We start from the raw sequence: 20,204 nt of genomic DNA on the forward strand, positions 1-20,204 counted from the left end.
TAGATTATCAATCTGGATATCCTGTTAAAATATAATTTTCTTCTCCTTTTTTCTTTAAAACGATTCGGGCATTTATTTTATCTTCAACTGTTGTAGAACCTCTCTTTACTCCACGCCCAATTGCTTCATCTCCTTGATAATTTAAAACCAATGTAGATTTACTTTTTGGATTATTCAGCCAAGATTGAATAAGTTTTTTATTATTTTCATCACTTAAAACCTCACCGGTTACTTTCTCAGCTATGTCTATATTTGTAAAAGTTGAAGAACCAGAGATATTAGGGTTATTTTCTATTCTTTTCAATAATTCTTCGTCCGTTTTCCCAACATGTCTTTCTATTAAATGCCCTCCTTTTAGTTCATGTTCAGCTAATCCACCATTAATTATAGGAGAACTCTTATCTTCTGGTTTGGATTTATCCGTACCCTTATCCTCGGTAGGCTTTTTATTCGAGCCATTTTGTGATGGTTGGGTATTAGACGGCTTCGGACTTGGAGTTGTTGTGTTTCTTCCTACTGTTCCTGTATCCTCCACGCGTCTAATGTCTCCACCTGCTCCTGCTAACTCCCATTGTTGTGATCCCAGCTGACGCAGTTGCTGTTTGACTTCGGCTACTTTGGATTGTATCTGGGTTTTCACGTTCACTACTTGCTTTTTGACTTGGTCTACTACACTTCCTACTGGACCTTTCAGCACGTTTTGAACACCTTCACTGACACCCTTAACTACCCCGGCACCTTTTTTTATCAATTTCCCACCTGTCGCCGCCCAGCCCACAATCGGAATCATCGCGCCAAAGGAGAGGGCCGCATTGACCTTATCACCTCTGGCCAGATAAATAAGACCATTCACGCCATCCGCTACTTCGCCGACACCTGGGATTAACCCTATTAAATCTAATCCTACTTGTAGCGTATCTAACAGATTTTTAGGTTTTACAGCATTTTTCACTACTTTGGTCGTCGCTTGAGCGGCTTTTTTTACAGCCGGTAGTACCTTTTCCTTGACTACCTGCTTCGTCTGTTTGACAGCGGCCTTTACCTGTTGCTTGGCTTTCGACACAGCCGCCTTTGTTTTTTTCACAACCTTTTTCGTGGTCAGGATCGCTTTTTTTATGGCCTTCTTCGCCCGTTTGACCAATTTACTCTTGGATAGACTATTTTTCAGCTTGCGGGCCTTGGTAAAGAATTTACCCCACTTCTTCTTTTTCTTCCTGCGTTTTTTCTTTTTCTTCTTTTTATTGGACTTTCGTTGTTTCTTCTTTGTCGAGCCCTTCTTTTTGGAGGATTTCTTGGAGCTCTTTCCCTTTCAAACCTTTACTCTTTATCGCTTTGCCTTACAAAAAGATAATTTTCTTAGTTTCAATTATTGAACATGGGTATAAACTTATCATTAATGCAAGAATAAACAGCTCATATCCGCCATTAAAATGGAAGTATAAGCTGTTTAAAAGAAGATTTTGTTATTCTTTAAATATCAGTTTTCCTATAATTGGAGTATAAAAACATTAATTTACCAAATCGCCTTAATTTAGCAACTACTACTCTTTATCTAGAATTCTTGCAAAATTACTGTTTAATTATGAATATACTTTCTAAGGTACTCATATTCCTCAAATCTAAAATAAAAAGAAAAGGAGAATTATATATCACTCACTTCATCTTCAAATTTCTTCATTTTTTCTATTAAATCTATATCTAGTTCTTCATTGTTATTACTTACATATTTATACTCAAAATACTTAATTCTTGCTGCTGGTCCAAATTCACTTTTGTGCCAATTTGTATAATCAAAATGTACTTTTAATTTCCCTTTATCATTAAGTAATAATGTCACTGAAAACCAAGGTTCTTGGTCATTATTAATAAACAAATCTTGAAGTTTAACAATTAGTTCAAATAACTTATGCAGCTCTTTATTATAAACCCTTTTATCTACACCATATACTCTTGGAATAAAATGTGAAAATAGGTACTTTTCTTCATTACCTTTAGGTAAAAAAAAGAAAAAAACTCCTCCGTCTTTATCCTTAACTTCACCATTAAAATAGAAGTTACTCCATTCAACAGGTATAATATCATTAACCTGCTGTGCTATTTCTTTATATAACTTATTCAATTCTATTTCAAAACTCATCTATTTCATCCACCTTTTTTATTTGCTATCTCTCGAATTACTGGAAAGTCTCCTTCAATTTCGTATTCAACTATAAAAGAATCTGGTCGCATTGAATTCCCTGAGTATGTCGGATTAATTTGAACAGTAACTTTTTTCGGAGGTGTTTCTTTCAATGCATTTGCCCATTCTGTCTCTATATTGAACCATTCACCACCAGAACGGTTAATCTGGCTATTTTGTGGAACTAGGTTATCGATATCCTTTGGCCCTTTAAACTGTGCTCCTATTAAGTGTCCACCGTCGTCATCAGGTAATCGATCTTTTCCCCCCACTGTTCTCTGTGCGTATGCATTTCGTTCAGCTGTACCTAGTACAAGCGTTCCTTCACAATTGGTAATACGTCCATTGCTATCTGTACGATAAGTATAACCTTCTGGTGTTTTGTATTCTACATTTGGTTTTAAAACTTTTTTTCTACCATTCTTTTTCGTAGTCAAGACCGCTTTTTTAATAGCCTTCTTCGCCCGTTTGACCAATTTACTCTTGGATAAACTATTTTTCAGCTTCCGGGCCTTGGTAAAGAATTTCCCCCACTTTTTCTTCTTTTTTTTCTTCTTTTTCTTCTTTTTACTCGATTTCTTTTGTTTCTTCTTTGTCGAGCCCTTCTTTTTGGAGGATTTCTTGGAGCTTTTTCCTTTTGATCCTCCGCTCTTTCCTTTTTTCTTTCCACCTGGAGAGCCTACTTTTGGAATCATCCCCAGTAAGCTTCCCGCTAGTCCTAATAGACCCATTAGGCATCACCCCCACCAACAGGGATCATCCCCATCATGTCTAGGGCTGACTCAAGGTCTGCTTCTTCCTGCGAAGCGACTGATACAGGGGCTTTGATGGACCCTTCCATTGTGACAACCTGTCCCTTCCGTATTGCCATCAAACACAAGACTACTGGAGCCACATGTGAAACGCATTGATTCAGCTGCACTCATGGACACACGTTTTCCGGCAAAGGTGATTGTGCCATTCGCTTTGACTAGCAGGGACGGCTTACTATGCACGGTAATGCCGCTAAACTGGCTATCCGCTATTTACAAAACCGCTATCTGTCCATTATAAACCTTTTTTTCACTTTATATTTCTTCACTCCACCATATAATTGTATGCCCGTACTTGTATAAAATTTAACACTTAGTACACTAATTAAATAATCGTATTCTTTTCAATTTACGTATCTAAACATGCAAAAAAACACTTGTCGCCTATTATAGGCAATCAAGTGCTTTAAGTTTATAAATTTTCTAAGTTCATTAATATTTGCAAGTTTTATAAGTTATTTTAGTATTGACAGTATGACATCTTTTCTATCATATGGCAAGTGTAACGTTTAAACCCTTTAGCTTGTTTAATTTCGTGTGTTTGTTGCTTATGCCATCCATAAGTGGTCCTTGTAAATAAATTGTCATCTCGCCTATTCTCGCTCTTATTGCTTAATTGTTAAAATAGCACTCCTTGATGGTCTAGCCTTCATGAGTTATTAATTCAAATTCAAGGATATCTTTAACTATATACAATTAAAAAACTATTATTTCCTTGTTTATCACCACGAGCTTTGTCATTCTCGTTAGTTTGTTAGTTATTCCATATTTATACTACCCTTTCCATTAAAAGGTCTCGCCCAATTTTCGTTCTTTTCTCGCTATCCCTGTTCTTATTGCTCAATAAATCTTCCAAATTAAACTTGATATGTTATTTTAACTCATTAGTCTGCTTATCAAGTAATAGACAGGAGATTTTTTTCGCTCCAACAAAGTAATATTTTTCACTATCGAAACCCTCAGCAATGAACTTAAAAATATAATTACCTTTATCCACTTCAAATTTATCTGTTAAATTCTCTATTTCTTCCTCAGTAGCTAATCTAATTACGGGATATGATGTATCTTTTTTCCAGCCAAAAGGCAGAGAAACAAAGTGGACTTGCTCAAAATTAATCTCAATATTAACCTTCTTTGTGGTATTATCCAACCGGCCTATAATTGTTAAATCCCATCCATTTGATAAAGCAACATCAAAATCCATCCATAGCTCTTGAGAAGCATATTCATTGATTCGCGTTATTACTTGAAGTACTTCATTTTCATTCATAAAAAATCTTTGTTCACTCAATATTATCACTTCCTTATCTATTTAACTGAATATGCGTATCTCTTGCAGCCTCTTCATTAAATAAAGGGTTCGGCCGCCCATCTTTATACGTTTCCTTTAATGTACTTTCATGGTGCCATTTCCCATTAGAATCCATATATTCTGTTCCGTTACCAGGCTTCTGTCTCCCCACTCTATAAATACTTCCCGATTTTCCATACTGAGTTTCAGCTTCGTGAGCTCTTATCTCGTATTTATAATCACCATCAACCCACTTTTCTTTGAATCTTCCCGGTAATTCATCTAGCCCTTGTCGCTTCATTACTTCATCTAAGAAATCTTCAGGGTTAGTTGTTTTAGTCAAATCGACTTTACCCGTACCCTATGTTGTAATCTTAAAATCCGCTAATAAAAAAACAATCTATCTTAAACCTTATTAAACTACTTCTTCCTCCTTTATTATCGGCAATTTATAGGCTGTTTTGTGCTTCATCATGCCGTAAATAATGTTTACAAGCGTTCTCATGATACAAACCAATGCTTGTCCCTTTGTTTTACCTTCTTTTAGTTTCCGTTGATAGTATGCATGGAATACTGGGTTCCTTGGCAGCTTACTTCCTTTTGCCACTTGTACTTGCTGTACGGCTAAGTTGTAAAATAAAGCGTGTAGCGCCCGATTTCCTTGCTTGCTTTTTTGTTCCCTTCCTTTCCCACCAGAACCAAAGTAAACAGGCACAATGCCCGCAAATCGTGCTAATTTGTTGGCATTTGGAAAACGGTGTACATCGCCTATTTCGGCAATTAAAGCTGAAGCTGTAACGAGATCTATGCCTGGCATTGTGTCTAATTGAAAGTCTAGTAAACTCATTAACCCTTTTAATTCTCGTTCCACATAGCGCATTTCCTGCTTCTTAAATGAAATGTCTCTGACGATGCTCTTTACTAGAAAATCTCGTGTTTCTTGGTGTTCTCTTATTGTGTTTCCATCCTCTTTTACCAACTTTAAAATTTCACTCGCTTTTTTCACCGAACATGTATTGCTACTGGCTTCTAATAAAAATATGGTCAATTGCTTAACACTTACCCCTTCTAAACACGATGGAGACGGATATCGGTCCCAAAATGCCAATGCTGTTTTTCCATCTACCTCTGAAAAAAACTTTTTATAGCTTGAATAGTGGTGGCTTAATTGAATATGCAGTTGGTTCTTTAAAGCACCTTGTGCTTTTACTAATGCATTTCTTCTAGTGACTAACTGTTGTATGGACCAAAATAAATCATGTGGTTTAGCGTCTGGCAATTGGTCAAGTTTATTTACCAATATGCGTGCCACACATTCTGCATCCCAACTATCACTCTTTTGTGTGGTCATATGGCTTTTTCGTTCAGCGTATGACAGAGCTGGATTTACTTCTTTTACAACTTGTCCATGGTCGGTTAAAAACTGCGCTAACGATCGTCCATAGCCTCCAACATCTTCTAAGCCAAATACAGGCGTCAATCTTTCTTCCATCAGTTTATCAATATCTAGTAAAAACGTGGAGAAAGCAGATGGTTTATTTACAACTGTTAATTCAGCTAACTTCTCCTGCCAACAATTAATAATAGCCGCCACATGGTGTTGCTTATGTAAGTCTACTCCCACATAAAAATGTTTCTGTCGTTCGTGCATTAACTTATCCTCCTATTCAATGGAATGAAAATGCCGGCAACCTTAGTTCGAGCGTTCACCTTCCGGTGCGCATTGGTACGAAAGCCTATCCATTTTCACCCTTATATGAGGTTATATAAGTAAATGAACCCCTTTTTTAAGTAACTTTTTAAATTATAGCCTCATGTTTGCCATTTGCTTGTATTTGTCCGTATGTATAAGTCCCCCGATAAAAGCTCTCATGGTCTAAAATGCGCTTCACTTGTACTTTTGTAAATCGTTTTCCTTTCTCTGTTTGATAGCCTTCCATGTTAAGCTGTTCTGCCAATTTAGATAGTGACCAATGTTTAAAAAAATGTCTTAATTCAAATAGCCTCCGTACAACGATCGCTTTCTCTTTATCCACTTCTAATACTTTTCGCCCTTTCTGTACTGTATAACCAAACATGACACCGCCACCTGCATAGCCACCTTGTTCAGCTTTTTTCTTTCTGCCCCTACTTAGTTTCAATGCAATCTCTAATCGTTGATATTGGTCTAATAGCTCCAACATCCCATTCACTAAAAAATCATTTGGTTCATGTGTGTATATGCTGTAATTTGGCTGCTCAATCGCTTTTACATCTGCGCGTTATATTTTTTCAACTCTCGTTGTATTAATACTTTTGCCATATCAGAGCGCCACAAACGAGACGTATTTAATACAATTACTTGGCTCACTTGATGATATTCTATATCTGCCAATAGCTCTTGCAAGCCTTCTCGCTCAATAGTTAATCCATCCTCATCAACTGTCGCTCCGCTGAGTCCTCTATCCTCATATATGTAAAGCAGTTGTAGCTTATTTTCGTCACAATACCTCTCAATTTCTTCTACTTGATACGCTAAGCTATATCCTTCACGTACTTGCCCTTCTGTTGAAACTCGTACATAACCAACTACTTTTTCTTTCATAATACCCCTTCCCGTTACAGCAATTAAAGTCCCTGTAACGCTTACCCGTTTTTTGCGGATAACTTGTGTGTAACGTCTATCCGTTACAACATACTGTACGACCTTACCCAAATTTTGCACAACCCTTTATTTTACAGTCGTTTTTTCTCTAGTATGGTCGTACACTATACATAACCGTTACAATCTAACAAAGAGGTGTTTTTATTATGTCTTCTACTATTCGTTTACGTCTCAATGAAATTTTAATTGAAAAACAAATGAGCCGTCGGCAACTTGCCAGACAAGCCGCTTTACGTCCGAATACGGTAAATGACCTATGTACTCGCCCTGTACAATGTGTGCATACACGTATTCTCTCTATCTTATGCGATACATTACAAGTTTCTATTCAAGACCTCCTTGTATTAGAGCCAATTGACTAAGCAACCCCAAGTACCATCGAACATGGCTCATCTATCAGTTGTTTCCATACTGCTCCTGCTAACTCGTCGAAATCCACTCGATACTGGTTCGCAAGGGGCTTTTTTATTGCTCTACGTATATACTGCGTGTACATGTCTTTTCCATCTCGTAAATTAATGACTCGTTCTACTTCTTTCTTCTCCAACGCTTGCCAATCCATTATCACCGCCGCAAAGTATTGTTTATTCTGTTTTGGCGAATGTCTCTCTATATCTTTAAGCTCTATTTTTTCATCTGGTTTATAGACGACTTCAATCCTACTCAAATCATTTTCCAAATAAATACCTTTATTTCCAAATAGCTCTAGTCTCTTATCATAAATTCGACAATATCCATTCTGTTTTCTTTGATAACCTTCACCAAAATAACGTGTCTTTTCACAATGACTCATTTTCCTCCGCACATCTATTGGTATAACGACCACATTTTCTAGTTTTGTTGGTATATCGTACGCTACATCACAGCCCACAAATTCTACTCGGCTTGCCCGCTTCCCTATCATCTCTAATATTTCTCTGAAATGTGAGTAATGCTCTGGCCTTGTCTCAATCCTTAGGGTATGTAAGTGGCCTTCTGTTTCTCTAAAGTTTTTAAAATATAGATGAATGTATACATCGTCACTTTTCCACATATGTAGTTCATAGCTATATGTTCCACTATAAATCTTCATTTTCACTCTATAGAAACCTCTATTTCCATAGCCTGTTCTTCCCACTTATAAAGAATTTAACCCTTAGTACACTAATTAAATAATCGTAATCTTTTCAATTTACCTATTTAAATATGTAAAAAGCACTTGTCGCCTGTTATAGACAATCAAGTGCTTTAAGTTTATAAATTTTCTAAGTTTATTAATATATTTGAAAGTTTTATAAGTTATTTTTATATCGACAGTATGACATCTTTTATACTACTTGGCAAGTGTAACGTTTAAACCCTTTAGCTTGTTTAATCTCGTGTGTTTGTTGCTTATCCATCCATAAGTGGTCCTTGTAAATAAATTGTCATCTCGCCTATTCTCGCTCTTATTGCTTAATTGTTAAAATAACACTCCTTGATGGTCTAGCCTTCATGAGTTATTAATTCAAATTCAAGAATATCTTTAACTGTACACAATAAAAAAAATATTTATATCCTTGTTTATCGCCACGAACTTTGTCATTATCATTTATTTAGTCACTATTACATACAAAACTACCTCCTGCATGTAAAATATCATCTCGCCTAATTCTCACACTTTTCTTCCTAGACCAATGTTTACATAGAACTCCTTGATGGCCCAGCCTTCATGAGCTCTCGATTCTCAAACAATCATTTTTTCTTGTTGTCTCACTCAAATATCAGCTGATTTAATATAATCAAAGTAAAAAACCTTGAAAGACATTTGCCAATCAAGGAAATTTTTTAGTTACTACGATTCGAAAGCTGTTCTATCAGGAAATACACCACCTTCTTTTACTAAGCAAACTGCCAATCTTTGAGCAGCTCTATCATAATAAAACTTAGATGGAAAATTGTTATCTGGAATAACTTCTAACTCGGAAAAATTTCTAGTAAATTTATTTAACTCAATTTTCCCCATAATATTTTCATTAGGTCCGAATCTGTAAATCACAGATTCATTATCCTCATATTCTTTTAGTAATAAAACGTATGAAGCCATCTTTATTCCTCCTCTGGTGGATGCCATGGGGCCCCGACTCTAATTTTTACTTTTATTAAATACCGCTTTTCTTGTAGGGTTCATAAAGGTTACATCTATTCTCATAATTAAGGAAAATTTATTCGATTCTGGTTAGCCCCACTAAAAAACCTTGAGAGACATAAAGCCTATCAAGGTTCAAATGTTATTTTATATTTCATGCATAGCTAAATCTAATAAAAAATTACTAAACTCATTAGCAATTATCAAGATTCTATAGTTGTTCGGTCAACAAAGTTCTGATTCTCTTTAATAATCATTCTCGAAAGACGTCTTCCTGCTCTCTTAAAGAAGAAATCATCAGCAAACTCTTGTGAATCAATTGGTGAAAGCTGATTGATAACCCTATTTTTTTTATCATACTCAATTCGCCCCATTGAATACTCATTTGGTCCATATAGATAGACTACCCTATCTTCGTTTTCAAACTCCTTTAACATCAATACAAAAACTGCCATGAATCTTCACTCCTCATAGTTTTTCTCCCAATCCCATGGCCTTCCAGATTCTATTGTTTTGTCATGCGCTTTTCTATAGTTAGTCTGGAATATACCTTCAAATTTTGATTCAAAAATTTCGTGATGTAATAATTGTATATCAGAATCTACTTGTTTCCCATCCATCAATCTTTGCCATGCTTGAGCCAGTTCGTAGTCCGGGTCAAATCTCCCAACTCCGTGATCCTTTATATGGGAGTTATTAAAGACATGATCTTTAATCCTTTGTACCCTAGTAATAGAAAAGCCAGTATTATTAGCAATTGCATTTACGTCTTCTGTTCCTAACCCCCTAAATTTTTCATACATTTCTTCTGCAATAGCTTCTTCCTTGAAGAACTGCTCAGGGGATATATTTCTTCCGCCCGATTCAGCATATTGTATAGAATTACCCGTACCCTTACTACTACTCGAACTGGTAGTAGACTTAACACTTGTTACTCCAGTCGAAGTCTTCCCTACTTTTGTTAGTGTTCCAACACCTTTTGTCCCAACAACAGCTGTAGCTGTATTTAGGGTTACTTTTGTTCCCCAGTATGCTCGTGAATAGTTATTACCATGAATAACATCTTTTTCAATAGAGTCTTCTATTGAACCAGCTATTGTTTTCACAGCTAGCAGTGGATCTGAAGCAAAATTTTTCAAACTGTCTGTTGTTTCTTTCACTACGCCTATCGGATCAGTTACTAATTTTTTTACATCATTGTAGGTGTTTTTAGCAACATCTACGGTTGCATCAAACTTTCCTTTAGATTTTTGGGTTTGTTGGAGGCCCATGTTAAACCCTGTCCGTAAGAATTTTTCTTTTTTAGACATATCCTTACTTATATTGAGTGGCTCCATTTTATCTAAAGACTTATAGACTTTGACAGCTTCTTTTGCGGCAGTTTTTACTTCCTTTACCGCTTGCTTTGTCTGGTTATAAACGGCTTTCGTTTTGTTTACTGCTTGTTTATAGGTTTTCTTACCCGCTAGGACAGCTTTTTACTACTTTCTTAAATTGCTTCGCTATTTTACTTTTGCTTAGTTTATTATAGAGCTTCCGTGCCTTTGTAAAAAAATTACCCCATTTCTTCTTTTTCTTCTTATTTTTGGACTTTCATTGTTTGTTCTTGGCTGCCTCAAGATCTACTTCTTCCTGAGACCGACTGACACAGAAACTTTGATGGAGCCTTCCATTGTGACAACCTGTCTCTGATTATCCGTATTGCTATCAAAAACAAGACTACTGGAGCCGCATGCGAACTGATGCATCGGATTACCTAAAATCTACTTAAGTCACATAGCTGTCCCCATGAATTCCCCGTAAATTAAATAATCATTTTTTCTCAATCCATATATATGAAAATACGAAAAAGCACTTGTTTCCTATTATTGGCATTCAAGTGCTTTAGATTCGTTATCTTAGCTGATTAATATTAATATCATCATGATTCAAAACCAATTACTATCCATTCATCAACAATATCCCAAAAGTTAATATTATATCTAGGTTCTTCATCAGTCCACCACAAAACTGCATTTTCATTATTACAATTATTAAAATCTATTGCTACATAACCACCCATACCACTTTTAAAAAAACCAAATGTTGTTTTTAAATCTATTTGTAAAGGCTCTTCTAATTCTTCAATAATACCCCACTCATCCTCATCAAAAAAGGTTACATTTTCTAAAGGAACTAGTCCCATAGATTTACTTGCATAAAAATAGAAACCATTATGAATGTTTTGATAAAAACTTTGTAATGATGAAGGGAATTTATCCCAATTTTTTTTTAATTCTACATTATTAAATGCTTCTTTAGGATTTCTCCCTTCATAATATTGTATTTCACCATTATCTGTTTTAATCGTATATAAAATAGAATATTTGTTATTCTCCATGATAAGATCTATCTCTTTAAGATGACTGGATAAATAAGAAATAGTATTTCTCAGCTCTATTCCTACATATTTATTCCATATAAATAAAATTCTCTCTACTCTCTTATCTGGATTTTTTTCTTGAAACAAGTCGTACCAAAAATCAGGTACTTGACTATAATCAAATGTATTAATCTCATTACACAAAATCAATTGTACATTCTTTCTATATTTCCTTAGAAATTCAATTTTTTTATCCATATTAATACCTCGTTTTCTTTATTTGTCTATATTTTGTTTATTTTTTTCAGCTAAATCATCAATTTGTTTTTGTAATTTCTTTTCTAATTTCTTTTCTTTCTTTATCATTTCCTCCCTAAATTCAGGATTAATCTCTATATTTTCTTTTTTATAAACAGTCCACTCAGAATAGGATTTCGAACCTTTTTACTTATTAGCTGATTCGCTTAATCCTATAAAATTCTCTGGATTATTTAAAACATCGATCTGCTGTTCTTTCGTTAATTTATCAAAATTATCCATTTTGGCTATGTTATTCATTGATACAATATGGTCTGCTTGAAGTGTGTCCGTAATATACCTTCCAGGAAGTGCTGGATCAGGAGTACCTATTTTATCCTCAAGACCTTCATTAACCTGTTTTTGTATCTTTGAAGATGGAGTTTTCTTTCTTAGTTCTTTATATAATTCTGTTGGAATTCTTCTTTCATCATATCTAGGTGGTGTCCCAACTTCATTCGTACCATTAGCTGCTTCATCAGGCTTTTTATTCGAGCCATTTTTTGGAGGTTCGGAATTATTAGACGGCTTCAGATTCGTTGATGGTGTGTTTTTCCCAACTGTTCCTGTATCCTCCACGCGTCTGATGTCTACACCTGCTCCTGCTAACTCCATCTGTGATGGTCGCAGCTGACGCAGTTGCTGTTTGACTTCGGCTACTTTGGATTGTATCTGGGTTTTCACGTTCGCTACTTGCTTTTTGACTTGGTCTACTACACTTCCTACTGGACCTTTCAGCACGTTTTAAACACCTTTGCTGATACCTTTAACTGCGTCGATACCTTTTTTTCCTAATTTCCCAACTGTCGCCACACTATCCGCGAGAAATCATTGACCTGATAGAGATAAAAGATTAAAAAAGTCGCCTCTGTTATTAGAAGAAGCGACTTTTACTATCGTAATTATTAATAAAATTGTGAACGCCCTTTTGTTAAAACCCCATTCACTTTGCTTATTTCACATAGGGCAAGAGTATCTTTTTATGTTTCTTGTTGTTTATCGCCACGAACGTTGTCAATATCATTCGCTTTTTATTGTTTGGTAATACTCATGATGGCACTGCCTTCATGACATTTTGGTTCTGAACATAGCATGACTTTATCTTATCAACAAATTCTAATTTCTCTTTTATCAATGTTTTGATGCTTTAATTTGACTTTCATTATGACATCTTGTACTCTTTCAATGTTAATTTATGATATAGATGTATTGTAAGATCTGTTGATATAGGTCGAAAGTAAAATATAATCATGACCTATTACTAGTTTAGATACATAAATTTATCATAAAATTAGGTTTAACTTTAATTTCGATTGCTGGCTCTTTATTTTGTTGCTTTATTATTAATAATTTAACATTCTCTACCCTAATTTCCTCTACATCTTGTATTTCAATATCATATAATGGATTTTGTAATTGTTTATTATCCAATCTTATTGTTACATATTGGTCATAAACCGAAAAAGAAAATGCTATTTCTAATCCTAGAGAATCTTGCATTTTATATTTGTAAATTTCAGCTTCTTTATCAATTATTATTGGCTCACTATTAAATATTTCAAGCAGTAAATATTCATCATATTTTATTGCCATGAAAATCCTCCTTACTTCTTTTTGCTACCCTTTGGAATTACTGTAATAACATCACCATTTGTGTTAGTAATTACAGTAACGGCTTCACCATCATATTTTAGTGTATTCGGTCTATTTCCAGGAGTAGGTATTACATTTCTAATTGCATCCTCCACAACCATTGGTGGAACACCTCTTGGGTCAACAAATTTTTCAAATTCTTTAGTACCTGGCTTCAATCCCTTTTCAAGAGCTCTTTTTTCTAACTCAACGTTAACTTGGATAAGATTAGGCGCCATTCTTTCTAGTGCATGTTCTGAATATCTTCTTCCGTCTATCTCACCACCACCACGAGGAATATCCCATCCAGTTTCATTTTTACTCGTACCCTTATCAAGCTTCTTCACATACTCGCCTAGTTGATCGATTTCTTTTTGGGTTGACTGTGCATCCTTTGCCTTTTTGCTATTATTGGCAAGATCATAGGTTTCTTCTATTACCTTTTCCATATTTTTTATGGATTCTAATGCCTCTTCTCCCTTTTTCACTTTCCTAACAGGGTTAATTAATGAGAGCGCTGCTTCAAAATTTTCTTTTATTGGCGCATTTGCATCAGACAATTTGAGATAATCCTCAATAAACAGGGCGTATGACATTTTGGAGCCTAGCACGACATAAGGGGCTAGGCCGTCTGGAGTGGCAGTTGATTCTGCACTTAAAACCTTGCGTTTATCAATAAGCGTTGTGATTGGTTCACCATCACTGCCGATGACTCTCGTTTTTCTGTGCTCATCTAATAGAGCTTTTAGTTCGGCTTCACTTGTTATCCTGTTTTTATCCACTGACGCAGCTTTTGCTTTTACACTTGAATTATTCGTTGGTTTTTTCGTTGCTGGCGTCGGTAGTACTTTTTCCTTGACTACCTGCTTCGTCTGTTGGACAGCGGTCTTCACCTGTTGCTTGGCTTTTGTCACAGCCGCCTTTGTTTTCTGTACCACCTTTTTCGTAGTCAAGACCGCTTTTTTAATGGCCTTCTTCGCCCGTTTGACCAATTTACTCTTGGATAGACTATTTTTCAGCTTCCGGGCCTTGGTAAAGAATTTCCCCCACTTTTTCTTCTTTTTCTTCTTTTTACTCGATTTCTTTTGTTTCTTCTTTGTCGAGCCCTACTTTTTGGAGGATTTCTTGGAGCTTTTTCCTTTCGATCCTCCGCTCTTTCCTTTTTTCTTGCCACCTGGAGAGCCTACTTTTGGAATCATCCCCAGTAAGCTTCCCGCTAGTCCTAATAGACCCATTAGGATCACCCCCACCAACAGGGATCATCCCCATCATGTCTAGGGCTGACTCAAGGTCTGCTTCTTCCTGCGAAGCGACTGATACAGGGGCTTTGATGGACCCTTCCATCGTGACAACCTGTCCCTGGATATCCGTATTGCCATCAAACACAAGACTACTGGAGCCACATGTGAAATGCATCGATTCAGCTGCACTCATGGACACACGTTTTCCAGCAAAGGTGATTGTGCCATTCGCTTTGACTAGTAGGAATGGCTTACTATGCACGGTAATGCCGCTAAACTGGCTATCCGCTATTTACAAAACCGCTATCTGTCCATTATAAACCTTTTTTTCACTTTATATTTCTTCACTCCACCATATAATTGTATGCCCGTACTTGTATAAAATTTAACACTTAGTACACTAATTAAATAATCGTAATCTTTTCAATTTACGTATTTAAACATGAAAAAGCACTTGTCGCCTGTTATAGACAATCAAGTGCTTTAAGTTTATAAATTTTCTAAGTTTATTAATATTTGCAAGTTTTATAAGTTAATTTAGTATTGACAGTATGACATCTTTTTTACCACATGGCAAGTGTAACGTTTAAACCCTTTAGCTTGTTTAATCTCGTGTATTTGTTGCTTATGCCATCCATAAGGGGTCCTTGTAAATAAATTGTCACCTCGCCTATTCTCGCTCTTATTGCTTAATTGTTAAAATAGCACTCCTTGATGGTCTAGCCTTCATGAGTTATTAATTCAAATTCAAGGAATCTTTAACCGTAAACAAGTTTTAAATGACTCTGTCATATTATACCTTGTATTTATCGCCACGAGCTTTGTCAGTATCATTCGTTATTAACCATTCCCCTCGCCATGTAAAATGTCATCTCGCTTACTTCTCACGCTTTTTATCATCGGGTAACATTCTTGATGGTACTGCCTTCATGACATATTGATTTTGTAAATGTGGGAGCTTTATTTAACACCTACACTGTAAACCACAAATTCTCACAGTAAATATGGGTTGTCTTCCTAAAGTCGTATTGTTTTAACCATAACAAAAAACCTTGAAAGGTAGTTAGCCTATCAAGGTGATAGTTAAATATTGAAAAAATAATTTTATTCCTACTCCAAATTTAACATTTAACCCAAATAATACTTCTTCTCACATATATACTAGTACTTTTAATTAATCTAAAATCTGGTAAATGTGTCTTGAAATATCTATTTCTTCTCCATCTTAAATTATGATAAAATTAAAATTTCTTTTAGTTCTTTTAAGGAAACTTCAACTCTTGTTCGATCTTGAGGTCGTCTTGTTAAATAGTCTTCCCCAGCCTCTGATAAATATTGAAAAAATACATTTTCATCTACAATAGCATTTTCCTCAACTTCAGCCATAGGAGGTTGTATACTGAAGTTAACACCAGTTTCACCAAAATATCCCTCTTCTCCTGGCTGATATTCATTTGCAAAAATACAACATACTGGATCAATCCCAAAACCTTGTTTGTTTTTGAAATTTTCAATCGCTTCCATAAACTTCCCATCACCTATTATTTTGTAATATAGACGCATCAACTCAACTTTTTCTGAAAATTCTTCAATAATAAAAACTTCCTCACTCATAACAAACACTCCTTTAACATTTAATCTAGAACTGGGAAGAAATTCGAAATCTCACCTGTATTTTTGTCTTTAAAGCCCATAAATTTCAATTGTTTCCCATTTACATTGACATACCCTTCTACCATATCACTTGGTGACCTATCTCCACCTTGAATTATCCTATTATTACTAATACCTTCTTCCATTGCTTCCCTACCCAACTTTAATATCTGTTCATCAGAAAAAACCTTTGGGTCATATACTGTCTTAGGATTCTTATACTCTTTCCACTGTCCAGTAAAGTTACCTTTTCCACCATTTTCTTTACTCAATCCATCATAAACAGGAAGCTTATATTTTACCTCATAAATTCCTGAAATATCAGGATGAGACGTTTTAGTAACAGCTTGATTAATATCCTTAACTTGATTACCAAAGTTATCTAAAATAAATTGTTCAAAGTTCTCAAGATTGTGACCACCCTTTATTCCAATATTCGGTTTTGCTTTAAAACCCTCCACTTCGGTTAAATGTGTATCATAACCCTTTTTAAAAGTAACATCTTTTACCGTACCCTATGTTGTAATCTTAAAATCCGCTAATAAAAAAACAACCTATCTAAAAGCCGATTAAACTACTTCTTTCTCTTTTACTTCGGGTAATTCGTAGGCTGTTTTATACTTCATCATGCCGTAAATAATGTTCACAAGCCTTCTCATAATGCAAACCAACGCTTGTCCTTTTGTCTTGCCTTCTTTAAGTTTACGTTGATAGTAAGCATGAAACACTGGGTTCCTAGGCAGTTTACTTCCTTTCGCTACTTGTACTTGTTGGACTGCTAGGTTATAAAATAAAGCGTGTAGTGCCCGATTTCCCTGTTTACTTTTATGTTCCTTGCCTTTCCCACCAGAGCCAAAGTAGACTGGTGCAATGCCCGCAAATCGTGCTAATTTGTTGGCATTTGGAAAACGTCTTACGTCACCAATCTCCGCAATTAAAGCAGATGCTGTTACAAGTTCAATGCCTGGCATGGATTCTAATTGAAAGTCTAGTAAGCCCATTAACGTTTTTAATTCTCTTTCCACCTTGCCCATTTCCTGCTTTCCAAATAAAATGTGGCGCACGATACTTTCTACCAAAAAATTTCGTGTTTCTTGATGCTCTTTTGTTGTGTTCCCGTCCTCCTTTACTAGCTTCAATATTTCATTTGCTTTTTTCACCGAACAAGTATTGTTGCTTACTTCTAATAAAAAAGTAGTCAACTGTTTTATACTCACACCTTCTAAACAAGATGGAGACGGGTATCGTTCCCAAAATGCCAATGCTGTTTTTCCATCTACTTCTGAAAAAAACTTTTTATAGCTTGGATAGTGGTGACTTAATTGAATATGTAGTTGGTTCTTTAAAGCACTTTGTGCCTTTACTAATGCATTTCTTCTACTGACCAGCTGTTGTATCGACCAATATAAATCATGTGGTTTAGCGTCTGGTAACTGCTCTAGTTTGTTCACCAAAATTCTGGCTACACATTCTGCATCCCAGCTATCACTTTTTTGTGTGGTCATGTGACTTTTGCGTTCGGCATATGAAAGAGCTGGGTTCACTTCTTTTACAATTTGTTCATGGTCTGCTAAATATTTAGCTAACGCTCTCCCATAACCCCCAACATCTTCTAAACCAAAAATGGGTGTCAAACCATCGTCCATATGTTTATAAATATCCCGTAAAAACGTTGAAAAAGCAGACGGTTTATTTTCAAACTTTATTTCATCTAGTTTCTCTTGCCAACAATTAATAATCACCGCCACATGGTGTTGCTTATGTAAGTCTACTCCCACATAAAAATGTTTCTGTCGTTCGTGCATTAACTTATCCTCCTATTCAATGGAATGAAAATGCCGGCAACCTTAGTTCGAGCGTTCACCAACTGGTGCGCATTGGTACGAAAGCCTATCCATTTTCACCGTTATATGAGGTTATATAAGTAAATGAGCCCCTTTTTTAAGTAACTTTTTAAATTATAGCCTCATGTTTGCCATTTGCTTGTATTTGTCCATATGTATAAATTCCCCGATAAAAGCTCTCACGATCTAAAATGCGCTTCACTTGCACTTTTGTAAATCGTTTCCCTTTCTCTGTTCGATGGCCTTCCATGTTGAGCTGTTCTGCCAATTTAGATAGTGACCAATGTTTAAAAAAATGTCTTAATTCAAATAGCCTCCGTACAACGATTGCTTTCTCCGTATCCACTTCTAATACTTTTCGCCCTTTCTGTACTGTATAACCAAACATGACACCGCCACCTGCATAGCCACCTTGTTCAGCTTTTTTCTTTCTGCCCCTACTTAGTTTCAATGCAATCTCTAATCGTTGATATTGGTCTAATAGCTCCAACATCCCATTCACTAAAAAATCATTTGGTTCATGTGTGTATATGCTGTAATTTGGCTGCTCAATCGCTTTCACATCTGCGTTATATTTTTCAACTCTCTTTGTATCAATACTTTTGCCATATCAGAGCGCCACAAACGAGACGTATTTAATACAATTACTTGGCTCACTTGGTGATATTCTATATCTGCCAATAGCTCTTGCAAGCCTTCTCGCTCAATAGTTAATCCATCTTCATCAACTGTCGCTCCACTGAGTCCTCTATCTTCGTATATGTGTAGCAGTTGTAGCTTATTTTCGTCACAATACCTTTCAATTTCTTCTACTTGATATGCTAAACTATATCCTTCACGTACTTGCCCTTCTGTTGAAACTCGTACATAACCAACTACTTTTTCTTTCATAATGCCCCTCCCGTTACAGCAATTAAAGTCCCTGTAACGCTTACCCGTTTTTTGCGGATAACTTGTGTGTAACGTCTATCCGTTACAACATACTGTACGACCTTACCCAAATTATGCACAACCCTTTATTTTACAGTCGTTTTTTCTCTAGTAGGGTCGTACACTATAAGTAACCGTTACAATCCAAAAAAGAGGTGGTGTTTTTATTATGTCTTCTACTATTCGTTTACGTCTCAATGAAATTTTAATTGAAAAACAAATGAGCCGTCGGCAACTTGCCAAGCAAACCTCATTGCGTCCTAATACCGTCAATGATTTATGTACACAACCCATACAACGTCTGCATATAAGTACCCTTTCAGCTTTGTGTGACACATTACATGTCTCTATCCAAGATCTACTTGTATTGGAGATGAACAATTAACTCACTCGAAGTACAGTTGAACTTGGTTCCTCTATTAATCTTTTCCATTCCCCCCTTACTAATTCGTCGAAGTCCAATCGATACTGATTCGTAAGGGTCTCTTTTATTTCTCTCCGTATATACTGCGTATACATATCTCTTCCATCTCGCATGCTAGCTACCCGTTCTCGATGCTTGTTTTTAAGTATTTGCCAATCTATCACTACAGCCGCAAAATAATGTTCATTCTGTTTTGGTGGATGTTTCATGAGGTCTTTAAGCATTACTTGCCCATTTACCTTGTACACCACTTCTATTCGGCTTAATTCATGTGCTAAATAAATTCCTTTATTCCTTGCTAGTTCTAGCCGTTTATCATAAATCCTACAGAAACCATTCCGTTTACGTTGGTCGCTTCTACCAAAATACCGTGTTGTATCAAAGTGTGTCATATTCCTCCGTGCATCTGTCGGTATCACCACTATATTTTCTAAACCAGTTTGTATATCATACGCTACATCACAGCTCACAAATTCTACTCGGCTTGCCCGCTTCCCTATCATCTCTAGTATTTCTCTGAAATGTGAGTAATGCTCTGGCCTTGTTTCAATCCTTAGGGTATGTAAGTGACCTTCTGTTTCTCTAAAGTTTTTAAAATATAGATGAATGTATACATCGTCACTTTTCCGCATGTGCAGTTCATAGCTATATGTTCCACTATAAATCTTCATTTTCACTTTATATTTCTGCACTCCCACCATATAAACACGTAAAAATGCCGAATGTGGTACATCCTTATAATCTATAACAAACTTATCTATCGAAACCTCTATTTCCATTGCCTGTTC

The 20,204-nt window shown here is 35.8% G+C and carries 22 protein-coding genes and 2 pseudogenes; 2 read left to right on the forward strand and 22 right to left on the reverse strand.

Annotation, left to right across the window (positions count from 1 at the left end):
- Positions 1–7: 7 nt before the first annotated feature.
- The 8 genes and pseudogenes from MHI22_RS07665 to MHI22_RS07700 all read right to left on the reverse strand — a co-directional run bounded on the left by MHI22_RS07665 (position 8) and on the right by MHI22_RS07700 (position 6,866).
- On the reverse strand, positions 8–1,084 hold the full coding sequence (locus MHI22_RS07665) for an RNase A-like domain-containing protein (protein WP_340811605.1): 1,077 nt from the start codon (positions 1,082–1,084) through the stop codon (positions 8–10).
- 558 nt (positions 1,085–1,642) lie between these two features.
- Entirely contained in the window at positions 1,643–2,137 is a 495-nt protein-coding gene (locus MHI22_RS07670) for an immunity protein YezG family protein (protein WP_340811607.1), read from the reverse strand.
- 5 nt (positions 2,138–2,142) lie between these two features.
- Positions 2,143–2,910 (reverse strand): DNA/RNA non-specific endonuclease, encoded by a 768-nt coding sequence (locus MHI22_RS07675; protein WP_340811609.1) that lies wholly within the window; start codon positions 2,908–2,910, stop codon positions 2,143–2,145.
- Positions 2,910–3,050 (reverse strand): hypothetical protein, encoded by a 141-nt coding sequence (locus tag MHI22_RS07680; RefSeq protein ID WP_340811611.1) that lies wholly within the window; start codon positions 3,048–3,050, stop codon positions 2,910–2,912. Before MHI22_RS07680 ends, MHI22_RS07675 begins: the two co-directional genes overlap by 1 nt.
- A gap of 812 nt (positions 3,051–3,862) precedes the next feature.
- A complete protein-coding gene (locus MHI22_RS07685; protein WP_340811613.1) occupies positions 3,863–4,282 on the reverse strand; it encodes a hypothetical protein in 420 nt (139 codons plus the stop codon).
- A 13-nt stretch (positions 4,283–4,295) separates the two neighbouring features.
- A complete protein-coding gene (locus tag MHI22_RS07690; protein ID WP_340811615.1) occupies positions 4,296–4,625 on the reverse strand; it encodes a hypothetical protein in 330 nt (109 codons plus the stop codon).
- A 72-nt stretch (positions 4,626–4,697) separates the two neighbouring features.
- Positions 4,698–5,933: an IS110 family transposase gene (locus MHI22_RS07695; RefSeq protein ID WP_340811617.1), complete on the reverse strand. Its 1,236-nt coding sequence runs from the start codon at positions 5,931–5,933 to the stop codon at positions 4,698–4,700.
- A 148-nt stretch (positions 5,934–6,081) separates the two neighbouring features.
- Positions 6,082–6,866: pseudogene (locus tag MHI22_RS07700) on the reverse strand (recombinase family protein).
- A gap of 206 nt (positions 6,867–7,072) precedes the next feature.
- On the opposite strand from MHI22_RS07700, the gene MHI22_RS07705 reads away from it, so the two are divergent.
- On the forward strand, positions 7,073–7,288 hold the full coding sequence (locus MHI22_RS07705) for a helix-turn-helix domain-containing protein (protein WP_340811619.1): 216 nt from the start codon (positions 7,073–7,075) through the stop codon (positions 7,286–7,288).
- Here MHI22_RS07705 and MHI22_RS07710 read toward each other — a convergent pair.
- From MHI22_RS07710 to MHI22_RS07770, 13 genes and pseudogenes are all read right to left on the reverse strand, one after another.
- Positions 7,285–7,998 carry a replication initiation protein gene (locus MHI22_RS07710; protein ID WP_340811621.1) on the reverse strand — a complete coding sequence of 238 codons (714 nt, stop codon included), beginning with the start codon at positions 7,996–7,998 and terminating at the stop codon, positions 7,285–7,287. The genes MHI22_RS07705 and MHI22_RS07710 overlap by 4 nt on opposite strands.
- Positions 7,999–8,739: 741 nt before the next feature.
- The gene (locus tag MHI22_RS07715; RefSeq protein WP_340811623.1) at positions 8,740–8,991 is read right to left on the reverse strand and encodes a hypothetical protein; all 252 of its coding nucleotides are present in this window, start codon (positions 8,989–8,991) and stop codon (positions 8,740–8,742) included.
- Positions 8,992–9,236: 245 nt separating this feature from the next.
- Positions 9,237–9,488, reverse strand: a complete 252-nt coding sequence (locus MHI22_RS07720; protein WP_340811624.1) for a hypothetical protein — start codon at positions 9,486–9,488, stop codon at positions 9,237–9,239.
- Positions 9,489–9,494: 6 nt separating this feature from the next.
- Entirely contained in the window at positions 9,495–10,370 is an 876-nt protein-coding gene (locus MHI22_RS07725) for a hypothetical protein (protein WP_340811626.1), read from the reverse strand.
- 584 nt (positions 10,371–10,954) lie between these two features.
- Positions 10,955–11,653, reverse strand: a complete 699-nt coding sequence (locus MHI22_RS07730; RefSeq protein WP_340811628.1) for an SMI1/KNR4 family protein — start codon at positions 11,651–11,653, stop codon at positions 10,955–10,957.
- Positions 11,654–11,839: 186 nt separating this feature from the next.
- The gene (locus MHI22_RS23405; protein WP_445668841.1) at positions 11,840–12,433 is read right to left on the reverse strand and encodes a hypothetical protein; all 594 of its coding nucleotides are present in this window, start codon (positions 12,431–12,433) and stop codon (positions 11,840–11,842) included.
- A 525-nt stretch (positions 12,434–12,958) separates the two neighbouring features.
- Positions 12,959–13,285, reverse strand: coding sequence for a hypothetical protein (locus MHI22_RS07740; protein WP_340811630.1), 327 nt, complete (start codon positions 13,283–13,285; stop codon positions 12,959–12,961).
- Positions 13,286–13,296: 11 nt separating this feature from the next.
- Positions 13,297–14,262, reverse strand: coding sequence for a hypothetical protein (locus MHI22_RS07745; RefSeq protein WP_340811632.1), 966 nt, complete (start codon positions 14,260–14,262; stop codon positions 13,297–13,299).
- 133 nt (positions 14,263–14,395) lie between these two features.
- Positions 14,396–14,827 carry a hypothetical protein gene (locus MHI22_RS07750; RefSeq protein WP_340811634.1) on the reverse strand — a complete coding sequence of 144 codons (432 nt, stop codon included), beginning with the start codon at positions 14,825–14,827 and terminating at the stop codon, positions 14,396–14,398.
- 968 nt (positions 14,828–15,795) lie between these two features.
- The gene (gene cdiI, locus MHI22_RS07755) at positions 15,796–16,179 is read right to left on the reverse strand and encodes a ribonuclease toxin immunity protein CdiI (protein WP_340811636.1); all 384 of its coding nucleotides are present in this window, start codon (positions 16,177–16,179) and stop codon (positions 15,796–15,798) included.
- A gap of 20 nt (positions 16,180–16,199) precedes the next feature.
- Positions 16,200–16,679, reverse strand: coding sequence for a CdiA family toxin C-terminal domain-containing protein (locus MHI22_RS07760; RefSeq protein ID WP_340811638.1), 480 nt, complete (start codon positions 16,677–16,679; stop codon positions 16,200–16,202).
- A gap of 108 nt (positions 16,680–16,787) precedes the next feature.
- A complete protein-coding gene (locus tag MHI22_RS07765; protein ID WP_340811640.1) occupies positions 16,788–18,023 on the reverse strand; it encodes an IS110 family transposase in 1,236 nt (411 codons plus the stop codon).
- Positions 18,024–18,171: 148 nt separating this feature from the next.
- Positions 18,172–18,953: pseudogene (locus MHI22_RS07770) on the reverse strand (recombinase family protein).
- A gap of 208 nt (positions 18,954–19,161) precedes the next feature.
- Here MHI22_RS07770 and MHI22_RS07775 point away from each other — a divergent pair.
- The gene (locus MHI22_RS07775; RefSeq protein ID WP_340811642.1) at positions 19,162–19,377 is read left to right on the forward strand and encodes a helix-turn-helix domain-containing protein; all 216 of its coding nucleotides are present in this window, start codon (positions 19,162–19,164) and stop codon (positions 19,375–19,377) included.
- On the opposite strand, the gene MHI22_RS07780 is transcribed toward MHI22_RS07775, so the two are convergent.
- A complete protein-coding gene (locus MHI22_RS07780) occupies positions 19,374–20,195 on the reverse strand; it encodes a replication initiation protein (RefSeq protein WP_340811644.1) in 822 nt (273 codons plus the stop codon). The two genes, MHI22_RS07775 and MHI22_RS07780, sit on opposite strands and share 4 nt — an antisense overlap.
- Positions 20,196–20,204: the final 9 nt, after the last annotated feature.

Origin of the sequence: Lysinibacillus sp. FSL L8-0312 (assembly GCF_038003285.1) — a bacterium.
GTDB classification, from domain to species: Bacteria; Bacillota; Bacilli; order Bacillales_A; family Planococcaceae; genus Lysinibacillus; species Lysinibacillus fusiformis_D.